Genomic DNA, 14,625 nt, shown 5'->3' with positions numbered 1-14,625 from the left:
TTAGTATTGTTTTGAGGAGTGAAGGATTATATGGCAGATGAAATAAATAATATTAGACATGATCATAGTCAAGATGATGTTGCTTTTTTAGAAAAGGAACTCCGACATATATCAGGGATTATTAAGCAAAGAGGGCGTCAAATTTTAAATGCATATACAATTACGCCACCTCAGTTTGTAGCACTTCAATGGCTATTTGAACTTGGAGACATGACAATTGGTGATTTATCCAATAAAATGTATTTAGCTTTTAGTACGACGACAGATTTAATTGACCGAATGGAAAGAAGTGAACTTGTTCAACGAGTAAGAGATGAACAAGATCGTCGTGTCGTACGTATTCATTTATTAAAAGAAGGCGAACGAATCATCGAAGAAGTAATTGATAAACGACAACAGTACTTAAAAGATATACTAGATCAATTTGATCAAGACGAAGCAGCGAACCTAGCAATATTATTAAAAAAGTTACACCAAGAGATGAAAAAGAACTGAGGAATTAAAGTGAATGCCCCAATCGGTGTTATAGACTCTGGAGTCGGTGGATTAACCGTTGCAAAAGAAATTATGCAACTTCTGCCTAATGAAGAAATAATTTATATTGGCGATACAGCAAGATGTCCATATGGACCAAGATCAAGTGAAGAAGTACGAAAATTTACATGGCAAATGGCCATTGCTTTGTCTAAAATGAATATAAAAATGCTTGTTATAGCCTGTAACACAGCTACAGCAGTGGCGCTTAATTCATTGAACAATAAAATGCCTTTTCCTGTTATTGGTGTTATTTTTCCAGGAGCGAGAGCAGCTATTAAAGCTACAAAAAGAAATGAAATTGTAGTGTTGGGTACAAGCGGTACGATTAAGAGCGGGGCGTACGAAAAAGCTATAGCGGCTTTGAATACGTCAAGTAAAGTCATACCACTTGCCTGCCCTACGTTTGTTCCACTCGTAGAAAGTAATGAATATGAAGGGGAATTTGCTCGCAATATGGTATTTGAAACGTTGCTGCCATTAAAGTCAGAGCAATTTGATACGGTTATTCTTGGATGTACGCATTATCCGTTATTACAAAAGCATATCGAAGAAGTAGTAGGGAATAATGTTAGTGTGCTTTCCTCTGCAGAAGAAACGGCTCATGATGTCATGGAATACTTAGATTACCACCAAATGCACCATCCGATAAAAGAAGTGAAAACACCTGTATTTTATACGTCAGGCTCGGTACCAATATTTAAAACAATTGTAGAGAAGTGGTTAGAGTTACCGAATGCAGATGTACGAACAATTTCATTCAATTGACCCTGTTAGCTTGAGAAACCTCGATATAGCGGGGTCTTCTTTTGCGTAAAGGTATATAAAAAGGAGATATTTATGATTAGAACTGATGGAAGAGAAGTTAAGCAACTGAGAGATGTACAGATTGAAACGGATTATTTAATGCATCCAGAAGGTTCTGTTTTAATAACAGTAGGACGAACTAAGGTTATTTGTAATGCGACGATTGAAGATCGTGTACCCCCATTTTTAAGAGGACAAGGTAAAGGATGGATCACAGCGGAATACTCTATGCTCCCACGTGCCACAGAATCACGTACGCAACGTGAGTCTTCCAAAGGGAAAGTAACTGGTCGTACAATGGAGATCCAACGTCTTATTGGACGAGCATTGCGCTCCGTAGTTGATTTAGAAGTCATTGGAGAAAAAACGATTTGGATTGATTGTGATGTTATTCAAGCGGACGGTGGAACTCGAACAGCAAGTATTACAGGAGCATTTGTTGCTTTAACGATAGCCCTTGGAAAGTTATATGACAAGAAACAACTTCCTAAATTTCCGGTACGTGAGTATTTAGCTGCGACAAGCGTAGGAGTAATTGAAAACGTAGGAGTTGTTTTAGATTTAAATTATGAGGAGGATTCTTCTGCTTCTGTTGATATGAATATTGTCCAAACAAGCAACGGGGAATATGTAGAGCTTCAAGGAACTGGTGAAGAAGCGACGTTCTCTAAAAAGGAATTGTTGGAGTTATTGGAGTTTGGTGAAATTGGAATTCAACAACTGATGGCTATCCAACGTGAGGCACTAGGACAACTAGCATCTAAAATCGGGGAGAAAGGATTTGATTCCGAATGAAAAAAATTATTATAGCGACGAAAAATAAAGGAAAAGCAAAAGATTTTGAAGCACTTTTTGGTCCACTTGGGTATGAAGTGTTAACTCTACATGATGTAGCGGAAGAGATGGACGTAGAAGAGACGGGAACAACTTTTGAAGAGAATGCTCTATTAAAAGCGACAGCGCTTGCTGATCACTTGCAAACAATTGTCATTGCAGATGACAGTGGACTTGAAATTGACGCCTTAGACGGCCGTCCAGGCATCTATTCTGCAAGATACGCAGGCGAAGAGAAAAGCGACGAAGCAAATATCGATAAAGTGTTAGAAGAACTTAAAGATGTGAAAGATTTAGAACGATCTGCTAGATTTGTTTGTGCAATAGCTGTGGCTTCTCCTACGAAAGAGCCGTTTACTGTAAGAGGTACTTGTGAAGGTATGATTGCTACAGAAAGAAAAGGGAATAATGGTTTCGGTTATGACCCAATATTTTATGTTCCATCTGAGAAAAAGATGATGGCTGAGCTTTCAGGAGAAGAAAAAGGGGCTATTTCACATCGAGGAAATGCGATCAAACAGCTTGCTTCTAATTTAACTGACTTGCTACAAGATGCGTAGGTCTGGGAATGAAATTATTAGTACTTAGCGATACTCACCGAGATACAGAGACGATGGAGCAAGTAATTCAGCATTGCCAGGATGTAGATGCGGTTATCCATTGTGGCGATAGTGAATTAGATGCTGCTTATTTTGAAGGTACATCCATTCATATTGTTCGTGGAAATTGTGACTTTGATGAGCTTTTTGAGGATGAAGCTTTATTCGATTTAGCAAATAATAAAGTATTTGTGGTTCATGGCCATAAGCATAACGTAAAATCAACTCTTATGCCCCTTAACTATCGAGCACAAGAGGTACAAGCATCGATCGTATGCTTTGGTCATTCACATTTACTCGGTGCAGAATTGCAAAACGGCATCCTGTTTGTGAATCCAGGCAGCTTACATAAGCCTCGAGGGCGTAAAGAAAAAAGCTATGCAATCATTCAAAAACTGGAGAATGCATGGAGTGTTCTATTCTATACCGATGAACATAAGCTATTAGAACAAGTAAATCTTAACTTTATTTGAAATGTGGTTGACTTTCACTTGTGATCGTTATATAATAAATCTTGTCTTTCCTAACTGTATGGTGGGGGAGTACTTGTCTCAGTAGCTCAGCTGGATAGAGCAACGCCCTTCTAAGGCGTCGGTCGGGAGTTCGAATCTCTCCTGGGACGTATCGAAGTAAATCACAACTAATAAAGAAGAAAAAAATCCGCAAACGTTGTTACAACAATGTTTGCGGATTTTTTTATTTCGTAAAATCATTAAAAACAATGCAAGAAAAGAATGGATACTACACAAATGCAAGAAATGACTAGAAAGTTGTTATTCGGTCACATTTTTTTCTATACGATTAGAAAATGCCATATACGGTCAGAGATGAAAATGTTGATCACGATGGTGTGGTCTGACTGTGGTCTGACTATTTAAATTTAGTTATTTTGAATTCATTCCTTTAAAAAGAATTATGATAATTTTAAAAGGAAATTAATTTCACTGTGATAGAGGAGAGTGTACCTTACTTCAAGCTTAGTAACGATGCTTCATACTCCGTTAATGCTTCATCTAGCATTTGTAAGCCTGCGTCAATTTGTTCTTTTGTAACAATTAATGGTGGAATCATTCGAATAACCTCACCATGATTTCCGCATAGATAGAATAAAACACCTTTTTGAAGAGCTAAATCAAGAATTTTTAATAATCCTTCTCCGTTAGGACCACCAGTTTTAATATCAATAATTTCAATTCCAATCATTAAACCGACCGCACGAATACTTCCTATAACACTATGGCGTTGTTTAATCATTTCAAGTTGCTGAACTGCATAATTTCCCATTTGTCTTGTATTTTCTAATAGATTTTCTTCTTTCATTATTTCCAATGTAGTTAGTGCGACAGAACAAGCAATTGGATTACCACCGAACGTTGTACCGTGACTACCAAGTGGCCATTGTTTCATTAGTTTATTAGAAGCAACGGTTGCACTTAAAGGTAGGCCAGATGCGATTCCTTTTGCTATTGCCATAATGTCTGGGGTAACATCAAATGTTTGTGCAGCAAACCAATCGCCCGTTCTACCAAATCCAGTTTGGACTTCATCAAATATAAGCAAAATCTGGTGACGATCACATATTTCTCGCACTTTTTTCAGCCAACCTTTAGGTGGAACAACATAGCCACCTTCTCCAAGAACAGGCTCTAGAATAACGCAAGCCACTTCTTCAGGTGTTACTTGGTGGCTAAATAAGGAAGCGAAATCTGCTTCTAATTTATCGATGACATAAGTCTCCGGATCCGTACCAGGTGGGCATGCTTTCGTATTTGCATAAGGTATTTGATATGTAAGGCCTGATGGTTGCATAAATTTGCGATATTTACTTTTAGAAGTTGTTACACCCAACGCTCCTAATGAGCGCCCGTGAAAACCGCCAGTAAATGAAACCACATATGGACGTTTTGTCACATACTTCGCGAGTTTAAGAGCACCTTCTATTGCTTCTGTTCCACTATTAGCGAAGAAAAAGCAGTCCAAATCACCAGGCATAATCTCGGCAAGTTCATCTGCTAATCTTAAAATAGATTCATACATTATTACTCCTGATGGGCCGTGCATTAAACCGTCAGCAGCATCTTTAATAGTTTGAACAACCTTTGGGTGGCGATGACCGACATTTGTTACGGCAATGCCAGATGTAAAATCTAGATATTTCTTTCCATCTACACCGAAGTAGTAACATCCTTCTTCTTTCACAACGGGTAAATTTGGGTGATCCTTGGCCATACTCGGTGCTAACCGATTCGGCATGTTTTGTACAAGATGATCCCATTTGTTTTCCATACACTTGACCTCCATAGTCGTATTGCGATTTTTTAATAGTATGAAGCAGGGGAGTGCATTTATTTAATAGATTTCAAGCTTTCTTCTCGAATAAGAGATAATAATTCCTCTTTATAGTTTCCGAATTCTACAGTACTTTTCATACTGTATTCTCTCGGTCTATCTAATGTAATCGGTATTTTTTTCTTTAGACGTCCAGGTCTTGCTGTCATCACATACACGGAATCGGCTAAGAAGATAGATTCATCTACATCGTGTGTAATAAATAGTATTGTTTTTTTAGAGTCTTCCCATGCTTTTAGCAGTACCTCTTGCATAATCGTTCTAGTTTGGGCATCAAGAGCTCCGAAAGGTTCATCCATTAATAGAATTTTAGGATCGTTTGCCAAAGCGCGTGCAATAGCTACCCGTTGTTTCATACCACCAGACAACTGAATAGGGTAGTGCTTCTCAAATCCTTCTAAACCTATTAATTGTAAATAATGTCTAGCCAAATCGTCTCGTTCTTTTTGGTTAACACCTTTTAGTTTTAAACCAAACGTAATATTATCTTTGACATTTAACCATGGAAACAAGGTGTAGGACTGAAAGACCATTCCACGATCAGGTCCAGGGCCATTAATTTCTTGCCCATCTAAAAGAACTTTCCCCGAATTTGATTCTTCTAATCCAGCTACGATGCGCAAGATTGTGGACTTCCCACAACCTGAAGGTCCTAATATGGTCACAAACTCTCCGTCCTTGACGGTAAATGAAGTTTTTTCGAGAGCAACTGTTTCGCCAGATTTCGTCTTAAATATTTTCCCTACATCTTTAATTTCTAATTTTGGTGCGATGATCTTAGGAATTACTATTTCTTTATTGTTTAATACTGTATTCGTGTCGAGTTTTTGTGAAACCATCTTAAAAACCATCCTTTCTCATCCAAGAAAACGAAGCCCGGTAAATGGATTTGAAAATAATATCTGTAATAAGGCCTAATAAACCTATTATTAATATACCTACAATTATCTTGTCTGGTTGCAGGAAGCGCGATGCTTGCATAATCATATGCCCCAAACCGCTGGATGCTCCAACAATCTCCGCCACTACTAGATAAGTCCATGCCCATCCGAATGTAATACGAAGCGTATCTACAATTCCTGGTAAGGAAGCAGGGAGAATAACCTTCGTAAAAATCTGCGCATTTTTAGCACCTAACGTGTAAGAAACGTCAATCAGATCGTTTTGCACATTTTTTGTAACATCCATAACCATTAGAGTTAGCTGAAAAAATGTCCCTAAGAAAATAACTGCCATTTTTTCTGACTCGCCAAGACCGATCCATAATATTAATAGTGGGATAAATGCTGAAGCTGGCATATAACGGATAAAACCGATAATAGGTTCAAATGCGCCTTCCATAATTCGCAATGACCCCATAAGTATTCCTAAAGGTATTCCTATTAGTGCAGCTATAAGAAACCCTGTAAACACCCTTGAAAAACTAATGCCGATATCGGAAAAAATGTCGCCACTCACAAACAACTCTGTCGCTGTTGCTAACACAGTTGTAGGGGTAGGTAAAAATAAAGGATTAACTAACCCGCTATAGCTAAGCAATGACCAAATTCCGAGAACTAAAATAAATGTGATAAATCCAACTGAAGTATAAATTCCTTTAGATATTTCTTTTTTTGGAGTAAACCATTTCCCCATCATTCTATAACCTCCATCTTTGAACCTTTGTAAAATGTGTCGTTAAAAGCTTAACGACACATTCATTTCTTATTTTAGAAAGCTAGAATTGATAATATCTTCTGCTTTTAAGTCATTCTCCAGCATATCTTGGTCTTTGTAGAATTGAATAGCATTCTCTGCAGATTCATAAATCGATCCTTTTTTTGCATCTGTTCCGAATAGTTTATCGTTATCTTCTTTCAAGAAAAACTTCAAACCAGTTTCGGTTGCTTCAAATTCCGCTACATCAATTCCTAAACCTTTTGCCATGATTTCGTTTGCTTCTTTTTTATTGTCCTTCCAGAAATCCATCGCTTCTCCCATTGCCTTTACAAATGCTTTAACATCTTCGGGACGGTTTTTTATAACGTCTTCGTGAAAGGCAACGGTGTCGATGATAATACCAGGTAAGTCTTTTGTTGATAACAATACTTTCCCGTTCGCTTCCGCACCCTTAGATAACCAAGGTTCCCAAGTTACAGCAGCATCTACTTGTCCAGCTGCGAAGGCAGCTCCAGCATCACCTGCTGACATTTGTACGACTGTTACATCCTCTTCTGTTAGTCCACCTTGTGCTAATGCCGTTAATGCAAGCATTTGGCTAGTTGAGCCTACTTCGAAAGCCATTTTTTTGCCTTTTAAATCTTTTACACTATTAATATCATTTTTTACAAGAATTCCATCGCCACCATATGAATCATCAAATAACCATACAACTTCAACTGGGATACCAGCACCGGCGAAAGTAACTTGCACGTCTAATGCTGTCGCCATGCCATCGACTTTTCCACCAGCTAAAGCAGCTTTACGTTCGCCCAAGCCTTCAATAACAGAAAGTTCTACATCTACACCATTTTTTTCGAAAAATCCTTTTTCTTCAGCTAAAAAGAGTGGTCCGTATCCTGTCCATGTAGGAAGGGTCACTTTTAACGGCTCAGAAGACTTTCCGTTTACAGGAATTGCCTCATCATTTTTCCCACAAGCTGTCAACGTAATTAATATCACAAGCGAACATACAACTAATAACCATTTCTTCATCCTTATTCCTCCAATTTATTTGATTTTAAAATCTGAAGCTTCTGAGTAAGAATTGCCGTTCAGAGCGATGTACTTGGACTAGAGCCTCCTTTACTGACTGGTTAAATGCCATCAATCTTGCAGTTAAGTTGATATCATTCGATTTCATCTCCTAACGGTGCACTAGAGTATTTTTTTAGCTTACGAACGACGGAAGGTTGGCTAATTCCTAAAGCATGTGCCATCTCAGTAGTAGTCTTATAGCGTTTTTGCGTATTCAACATTACTTTCTTCTCAACAAACTCCAATATATGTGGTAATGTCTGCCCATCCAATTCAATACCAATTTGCTCTCCTTCAGAAGGTTGGTATTGTAATGGTAAGTCTTGAAGAGTAATGATATTAGTTTCACTTCCGATGACAAGCCGTTCCATCACATTTTTTAACTCTCGGAAGTTTCCTTTCCATTCAAGCTGAAGCAGATGGATGTAGACATCATCCGCTAATTTCTTCTTGTATTGATATTTTTCATTTAGTTCCTGCAAATAAAGAGAAATAGCTTTTTCGAGATCTTCAGGTCTTTCGCGTAATGGTTTTAGATATATCGATGCAATATGAAGTATGTAGAATAAGTCTTTTCGAAACTTCCCTTGGTTCACTATTTCATCTAATGGTGTCTCACTAACTGCAATGATTCGAGTATTTGTTTGATTGTTTAAAAGATGGAATAGTATTGATTGCGAAGCAAGAGACAGTTGGTCAATTTCTTTTAAAACAAGTGAACCACCTGAAGCAAGGGAGAGATAACCTTGTGAATTAGAGTCAGGGCGTCCAGTGAAAGCGGTTTCAATGATTGCGTCAGGTATAGTGCTGCAATTCACCTCTATAAATGCCCCTTCTCTTTGCCTGCTTTGTGAATGAATAAACTTTGCTAATGATGTTTTACCAACACCATGCTCTCCTTGAATGACAACAGAAGCATCGATACGTGCTACTTTAAGTGCTGTTTTTATCGCGTATGCGGAAGATTGACTTTCCATTATGGAACCGTCGATTTGAATATGCTGATCACGTAAATGAGCAAGCTCTTCTTTTACTTTGGACATTTCAGTTTCTAAATCTTGTAAATACTCTTTCATAACGATCAGTTCAGAAAGCTCGTAAGAATAACTAATTACGAATTCCACTTCACGCTTCTCATTGAAAAGTGGAATACCTGTAATTAACACTTTTCTACCTGATGGAGTCATTTGAACTGTCACGATTTTCTTTCTCTTATTCACCACTTCAGGAGTAATAGCTGGTGAGAAAATCCCTTGAGCTTGTAAGTCTAAAACGGACTTACCTAAAAGTTCTGAAGGAGACATTCCATAATGCTCGCCACTTATATGCGTAACTTTTATAATTTTTCCTTCTCGTGTAGTAATAATGATATCTTCGTCATGGGTATCCATGATTTCTTCATCTGTATTTGGAAGTAGGTGCATTGAATTCATAATTAACCTCCTTTTATTCATTCTTGTATAAAACTATACAATACTGAATAATCTTATTACAAGTAAAATTTAAAATATTCTTATAATTAAAGTTGTTTTATGAGCTCATAGTGCGATGAGATGGCGTTGGAGTAAACAAAAAAAAAAAAATGTAAAATAGGCTTGTAAAATATTGAATTTCCATTATAATATGAAAGTAGCTAATTTTGGTTGAGCACTTGTCAGTGCGTAGATTTGACCAAAAATACATAAGTCTCAGTAGCTCAGCTGGATAGAGCAACGCCCTTCTAAGGCGTCGGTCGGGAGTTCGAATCTCTCCTGGGACGTAAATAAAATAAGTAAAGAAAAGGCTGTACATGTTGTTAAACAACATGTACAGCCTTTTTTCTGTTTTCTTTTAAAGTATGTACATTATTCACTTTGGATAAATAGATAAATGGATTTTTATACATCTTGAGTTAGGTTATTTCATAAATTAAATACAGATCCAATTCTTGGAGGAATTTAAATGTATTTTGTGAAAAAAAGCATCGTCATTGTTATCGGTAGCATCCTTATATCTTTAGGGATAAATCTTTTTTTAGTTCCTTATAAGGTATTGGATGGGGGGATTATTGGAATTGGATTAATTTTAAATTATTTATGGGGTCTGAAAGCTGGACTTACAATTATAGTTTTAAGCATCCCTATATTTATTATTGCTTGGGTCTCTTATAGAGATTATTTCTATAATAGTTTACATGGCATGATTACATCTTCTCTTTTTATAGACTTCCTAAAAACAAATGACTCGCTATTTCCGATTAATCCTGTGTATAGCTCGATTCTAGGAGGGGTCTTAGTAGGAAGTGGTATAGGCTTAATGCTTCGATTTCGGACGAGTACAGGAGGTACGGATCTGATTGCGCAGTTCCTAAGTGATAAGACTGGTATAAATGTGGGGATACTCATTTTCTTCATTGATTCATTTGTAATATTGCTTGGAGGTATTTTATTATCGACCGATACATTGTTTCTCTCCGTTATTACAATTATGTTTGTTGCTCTTACAACTAGTTTATTTACTAGAAATGTAGTTCAAGCTTGAACAGTTTTTAATTGATGTAATTCCAATCGTTCTATTGATTTCGGTTTTTTCATATAATTTTCTCAAACACATAATAATTTTGAATATTTAAAATATTAACTTAAATATGGTGATAATACTTTAGAAATAAAAGGAGAGTAATTGACTTTGAAAACCATCTATATCAATGGAAATATATATACGATGAATCCTAACGAACCAATGGCACAATCTATTGTTACAAGTAATGAAAGAATTGTTGAGATAGGCAATGACGAAGATATGCTTCTTCAATGGGGGAGAAATGGAACAACAATTATTGATTTAGAAGGAAGAACCGTCCTTCCAGGTTTAATAGATAGTCACCTCCATATTTCGAGTGTAGGCATTAATTCGCAAGAGTTAGATCTTACTGGCGTAAATTCAAGAGATAAACTATTGGCTGCAGTTAGAGTAAAAGCAGCATCCATACATCCTGAAGAATGGATATTAGGTCGTGGATGGGATGAAAATATTTTTCCGGATAAACGAATTCCAACTATAGAAGAACTTGATTATGTTGCACCTTATTCTCCTCTTTTCTTGCCAAGAATATGCGGACATGCATTTTTGGTCAATAGTAGAGCGCTGGCTCAATGCGGATATCACTCCAATATGGCAATACCATACGGTGGTACTGTTGTCTTAGAACCTATTACAAAAAAACCTACCGGTCTGTTATTGGAGACCGCTTCAAATATTGTTACAAAACATATCCCTAAAAAGAATTACAATCAGTTAAAAAGTGCAGTAAAAATGGCACTCGATGACGCTGTTCGCCTCGGTTTAACGAGTATTCACACAAATGATCCGAATTATTTAGATGGTGCAAATCAAACTTATAAACTATTCGATGAGCTAGTTAACCAAGAAGGAATTGGTCCGAGAAGTAACCTTTTAATAGACTATACCTATTTGGACGAACTGAAAAGTTCTGGAATGTTTGCTGGCTATGGAAATAACAAGGTAATGATTGGAGCAATAAAGTTTTATGCGGATGGTGCTTTAGGAGGTCGTACAGCTCTTCTTTCAAAGACATACGAAGACGACCCAGGAAATTTCGGAAATGCCATGTATAACAATGAGGAAATATATCGAATGATTCAAGAGGCAAGAGGATATAAAATGCCAGTTGCAATTCATACCATTGGTGATCAAGCCTTAGCAAATGTGTTAGATGCATTAGATCAATTTGAACCTGTAGAACATCGTGATAGGCTCATACATGTTTCTGTTTTGAATGAAGAATTGATTAGTAGACTTAAGAATCCTCATCGTATTGCTGACGTTCAACCCAAATTTGTTCCTAGTGATTATCCTTGGATTGTTGATAGATTAGGTGAAGATAGATCAAATTATTCATATCCTTTTAAAAAGCTGCTTCAAGCCGGTGTATGGTGTGCGGGAAGTTCTGATGCCCCGATTGAGCCACTAAATCCACTGCTTGGTATTCATGCTGCTGTAACACGAAAGAAACATGGGGATACTCACAATGGTTTCAATGAGCAAGAAAGATTGTCGATGTACGAGGCTATTCAATTATTTACGTTAGGAGGTGCCTACGCAACAAACGAGGAGATGGACAAAGGAACACTCGAAATTGGTAAACTTTGCGATATGACTATCCTGTCACGTGATCCATTTTCCATGGACAGTGCTGACGAGCTTTTGACAACCGATGTGGAGATGACAGTTATCGGGGGAGAAGTGAAGTACCGAAAATAATGGTTTGGAGAATTGTACGTAAAAACTAAAGGGGGGCAAGAAAATGGATGCAATACTTGAAACGATTGTAGGGTGGTTATGGGGATTACCACTCATCGTTACTGTTTTATTTGTTGGTGTATATTTCACAATAGGCAGTAAGTTATTCCAGTTCGGCTATTTACCTCATATTTATAAACAGACTTTCGGAAAAGTATTTTCCAAACGAGACAAATCCGAGGACTCGAAAGGACTATTAACACCATTTCAAGCTGTTAGTACGGCGATTGGTGGCAGTGTCGGAGTAGGGAATATAGGAGGTGTCGCTACAGCGATTGCAATTGGTGGGCCTGGAGCAGTTTTTTGGATGTGGATCACTGCTCTTCTAGGAATGATAACAAAAACCGTAGAAGTAACATTATCCGTCTACTACCGGAATACGGATGAAAAAGGAAATCCATATGGCGGACCTACTTACTATATGGAAAAAGGGCTTGGAGAAGAAAAGAATTTTAAGTATTGGAAAGTACCTGCCATTCTTTTTGGTATCGGCATTTTTACAACGTTTTTTATTACGCTACAAAACTATACAATTTCGGAAGCGTTAAGCTCTACATTTAATATTGGAATGATACCTGCTTCGTTCATTTATTTAACGATTATTTATATTATTATTTACGGTGGAATTAAGCGAATTGGGGAGATTGCATCTTTACTCGTTCCTTTTATGTGTATGTTTTACGTTATAGCAGGCCTGTTTATTATCTTCAAAAATTATACTGAAATTATTCCTGTTTTCTCATTAATATTCGATAGTGCATTTTCCGGTATGGCAGCTGTCGGTGGTTTTACCGGTGCAGTTATTGCTCAAGTAATCCGGATGGGGGTTGCAAGGGCTGTTTATAGTAATGAGGCTGGCTGGGGAACTTCTCCGATGATTCACTCCACAGCGAAAACAGATCACCCGATTAAACAAGGGATGTGGGGATCAGTAGAAGTATTTGTGGATACCATTATTGTCTGTTCGATTACTGCTTTTACAATTATCATCACAGGCGTATGGTCTTCTGGACTTGATGGTGCGGCATTAACCTTGTCCGCATTTGAAATTGGGATTGGTGAGTTCGGTAGAATAATTCTCACCGTATCTATCTTTTTGTTTGGATTGACAACTTCCACAGGCTGGTATACGTACTATGAAATATTGTTAAGGCACGTATTTAATACAGAAAAAAAGATTACCTTAAAATATAAAATTCTAACTCTATTCAAGTGGCTTTACCCTGTACCAGGTTTTTTAATGGTTGTATATGCAGTAAAATATAACCTTCCAGGAAAAGCGGTTTGGTATTTTGCTGATATTACAACGGCGATCCCTACATTTGTAAACCTAGTCGTTATTTTAATACTAAGTAAAAAATTCTTTGAGTTACTTCGAGATTATAAAGCGAGGTATTTAAATATCGGTACCATCGACCCGAATTTCAGTGTCTTCTACGAAGATGAAGTGAAGAAACGGAAAAAGAAGTAAGCTTTAGTAGGCGAAAAACTTGATGAAAAGTGATTGAAATATTATGCAATAAAACAGCGACCTTCTCCGTTGAGTTGGTCGCTAGTTTATTATTTTAAGACGTTTTTGCCTTCGCGGTTCTTTTTCTTGTAGGAGGTTTTTTCGTTTTCGTTTTATCCAAAGAGGCCTGAAGGGCAGCCATTAAATCAGTCACATTAGAAGGAGCAGCTGGTTGTTTTTCGCTCGCTGCTACTGTTTGGTTACTAGCTTTTTTCTCATCAATTAAATCCATTAAGGCTGTACGGTACTCATCTGTATATTTTTCAGGGTCGAAAGCAGTTGTTAACTGATCCACTAACAGTAGGGCTGTGTCTAGCTCTCTTTGAACAACTGTTTGCTCACTAGGGATATTGGGGACGTCTGAGGCACTTCTTACTTCGTCAGGAAAATGTATGGTTTCCATCAGGAGCGTTTCTTTAAATACGCGCACTATTGCTAACTGTTCCTTCGAACGAATAATGATTTTGGCTATTCCAATTTTACCAGACTCCTGTAAGGCTTTTCTTAGAAGTGAATATGCTTTTCCACCACCACTATCAGGTGCCATGAAGTAACTTCGTTCAAAGTAAATAGGATCTATCTCCTCTAATTTGACAAAGTCTATTATTTCCACTGCTTTATCTTCGTTTTCTTTTTTTAACCTCTCTAATTCCTCCGCATCCAAAACGACAAATTTATTTTTGGAATACTCATAGGCTTTTACGATGTCTTCGTTCTGCACTTCTTTTTTACAACCCTCACAAACTTTTTCATAACTTATGGGTGTATGACATTCTTTATGAAGTTGACGTAATTTAATATCCTTATTTTCCGTCGCTGTATGAAGCTTTATTGGAATATTAACAAGACCAAAGCTAATACTTCCTTTCCAAACTGTATGCATTTATTTCCTCCTACTATTCCTTTTCTTCTTACTATGCAATCTTTTGGCTGTTTTTATGTATTAGGAATGTA

Annotated in this window: 14 protein-coding genes and 2 tRNA genes; 10 read left to right on the top strand and 6 right to left on the bottom strand. The window is 37.2% G+C overall.

Annotated elements, in window-relative coordinates:
• Positions 1 to 30 precede the first annotated feature (30 nt).
• From MHH81_RS13825 to MHH81_RS13800, 6 genes are all read left to right on the top strand, one after another.
• Positions 31 to 495, top strand: coding sequence for a MarR family winged helix-turn-helix transcriptional regulator (locus MHH81_RS13825; RefSeq protein ID WP_340922183.1), 465 nt, complete (start codon positions 31 to 33; stop codon positions 493 to 495).
• Positions 496 to 504: 9 nt separating this feature from the next.
• Positions 505 to 1,302, top strand: a complete 798-nt coding sequence (gene racE / locus MHH81_RS13820) for a glutamate racemase (RefSeq protein WP_340922181.1) — start codon at positions 505 to 507, stop codon at positions 1,300 to 1,302.
• Between the two features lie 72 nt (positions 1,303 to 1,374).
• Positions 1,375 to 2,136, top strand: coding sequence for a ribonuclease PH (gene rph, locus MHH81_RS13815; protein ID WP_340922178.1), 762 nt, complete (start codon positions 1,375 to 1,377; stop codon positions 2,134 to 2,136).
• Complete coding sequence (locus MHH81_RS13810) at positions 2,133 to 2,735, top strand: XTP/dITP diphosphatase (protein WP_340922176.1); 603 nt, start codon at positions 2,133 to 2,135, stop codon at positions 2,733 to 2,735. Before rph ends, MHH81_RS13810 begins: the two co-directional genes overlap by 4 nt.
• 8 nt (positions 2,736 to 2,743) lie before the next feature.
• On the top strand, positions 2,744 to 3,247 hold the full coding sequence (locus tag MHH81_RS13805; protein WP_340922175.1) for a metallophosphoesterase family protein: 504 nt from the start codon (positions 2,744 to 2,746) through the stop codon (positions 3,245 to 3,247).
• A 75-nt stretch (positions 3,248 to 3,322) separates the two neighbouring features.
• Positions 3,323 to 3,396 (top strand) — tRNA-Arg (locus MHH81_RS13800).
• Positions 3,397 to 3,740: 344 nt separating this feature from the next.
• Here MHH81_RS13800 and MHH81_RS13795 read toward each other — a convergent pair.
• The 5 genes from MHH81_RS13795 to MHH81_RS13775 form a co-directional block, all read right to left on the bottom strand.
• Entirely contained in the window at positions 3,741 to 5,060 is a 1,320-nt protein-coding gene (locus MHH81_RS13795; protein WP_340922173.1) for an aspartate aminotransferase family protein, read from the bottom strand.
• Positions 5,061 to 5,119: 59 nt separating this feature from the next.
• The gene (locus tag MHH81_RS13790) at positions 5,120 to 5,962 is read right to left on the bottom strand and encodes an ABC transporter ATP-binding protein (protein WP_340922171.1); all 843 of its coding nucleotides are present in this window, start codon (positions 5,960 to 5,962) and stop codon (positions 5,120 to 5,122) included.
• A gap of 1 nt (position 5,963) precedes the next feature.
• Positions 5,964 to 6,761: an ABC transporter permease gene (locus MHH81_RS13785; RefSeq protein WP_340922169.1), complete on the bottom strand. Its 798-nt coding sequence runs from the start codon at positions 6,759 to 6,761 to the stop codon at positions 5,964 to 5,966.
• A 66-nt stretch (positions 6,762 to 6,827) separates the two neighbouring features.
• Complete coding sequence (locus MHH81_RS13780; protein ID WP_340922167.1) at positions 6,828 to 7,817, bottom strand: ABC transporter substrate-binding protein; 990 nt, start codon at positions 7,815 to 7,817, stop codon at positions 6,828 to 6,830.
• Between the two features lie 134 nt (positions 7,818 to 7,951).
• Positions 7,952 to 9,292, bottom strand: a complete 1,341-nt coding sequence (locus MHH81_RS13775; RefSeq protein WP_340922165.1) for a sigma 54-interacting transcriptional regulator — start codon at positions 9,290 to 9,292, stop codon at positions 7,952 to 7,954.
• 252 nt (positions 9,293 to 9,544) lie between these two features.
• Here MHH81_RS13775 and MHH81_RS13770 point away from each other — a divergent pair.
• The 4 genes from MHH81_RS13770 (at position 9,545) to MHH81_RS13755 (ending at position 13,632) form a co-directional block, all read left to right on the top strand.
• Positions 9,545 to 9,618 (top strand) — tRNA-Arg (locus MHH81_RS13770).
• Positions 9,619 to 9,800: 182 nt separating this feature from the next.
• Positions 9,801 to 10,379 (top strand): YitT family protein, encoded by a 579-nt coding sequence (locus tag MHH81_RS13765; protein WP_340922163.1) that lies wholly within the window; start codon positions 9,801 to 9,803, stop codon positions 10,377 to 10,379.
• 147 nt (positions 10,380 to 10,526) lie between these two features.
• On the top strand, positions 10,527 to 12,122 hold the full coding sequence (locus MHH81_RS13760; RefSeq protein WP_340922161.1) for an amidohydrolase: 1,596 nt from the start codon (positions 10,527 to 10,529) through the stop codon (positions 12,120 to 12,122).
• 43 nt (positions 12,123 to 12,165) lie between these two features.
• Positions 12,166 to 13,632, top strand: a complete 1,467-nt coding sequence (locus MHH81_RS13755) for an alanine/glycine:cation symporter family protein (protein WP_340922160.1) — start codon at positions 12,166 to 12,168, stop codon at positions 13,630 to 13,632.
• A 94-nt stretch (positions 13,633 to 13,726) separates the two neighbouring features.
• On the opposite strand, the gene ku is transcribed toward MHH81_RS13755, so the two are convergent.
• Positions 13,727 to 14,554: a non-homologous end joining protein Ku gene (gene ku / locus MHH81_RS13750; RefSeq protein WP_340922159.1), complete on the bottom strand. Its 828-nt coding sequence runs from the start codon at positions 14,552 to 14,554 to the stop codon at positions 13,727 to 13,729.
• Between the last annotated feature and the right edge of the window lie 71 nt (positions 14,555 to 14,625).

This window comes from Psychrobacillus sp. FSL H8-0484 (assembly GCF_038005325.1).
Lineage (GTDB): Bacteria > Bacillota > Bacilli > Bacillales_A > Planococcaceae > Psychrobacillus.
This window is presented reverse-complemented; position numbering and strand designations above follow the sequence as displayed.

Bases quoted from the DNA above. Each gene is read 5' to 3' on its own strand.
- MHH81_RS13825 (WP_340922183.1), top strand. From the start codon at position 31: ATGGCAGATGAAATAAATAATATTAGACATGATCATAGTCAAGATGAT.
- rph (WP_340922178.1), top strand. From the start codon at position 1,375: ATGATTAGAACTGATGGAAGAGAAGTTAAGCAACTGAGAGATGTACAG.
- MHH81_RS13810 (WP_340922176.1), top strand. From the start codon at position 2,133: ATGAAAAAAATTATTATAGCGACGAAAAATAAAGGAAAAGCAAAAGAT.
- MHH81_RS13805 (WP_340922175.1), top strand. From the start codon at position 2,744: ATGAAATTATTAGTACTTAGCGATACTCACCGAGATACAGAGACGATG.
- MHH81_RS13795 (WP_340922173.1), bottom strand. From the start codon at position 5,060: ATGGAAAACAAATGGGATCATCTTGTACAAAACATGCCGAATCGGTTA.
- MHH81_RS13790 (WP_340922171.1), bottom strand. From the start codon at position 5,962: ATGGTTTCACAAAAACTCGACACGAATACAGTATTAAACAATAAAGAA.
- MHH81_RS13785 (WP_340922169.1), bottom strand. From the start codon at position 6,761: ATGATGGGGAAATGGTTTACTCCAAAAAAAGAAATATCTAAAGGAATT.
- MHH81_RS13780 (WP_340922167.1), bottom strand. From the start codon at position 7,817: ATGAAGAAATGGTTATTAGTTGTATGTTCGCTTGTGATATTAATTACG.
- MHH81_RS13775 (WP_340922165.1), bottom strand. From the start codon at position 9,292: ATGAATTCAATGCACCTACTTCCAAATACAGATGAAGAAATCATGGAT.
- MHH81_RS13765 (WP_340922163.1), top strand. From the start codon at position 9,801: ATGTATTTTGTGAAAAAAAGCATCGTCATTGTTATCGGTAGCATCCTT.
- MHH81_RS13755 (WP_340922160.1), top strand. From the start codon at position 12,166: ATGGATGCAATACTTGAAACGATTGTAGGGTGGTTATGGGGATTACCA.
- ku (WP_340922159.1), bottom strand. From the start codon at position 14,554: ATGCATACAGTTTGGAAAGGAAGTATTAGCTTTGGTCTTGTTAATATT.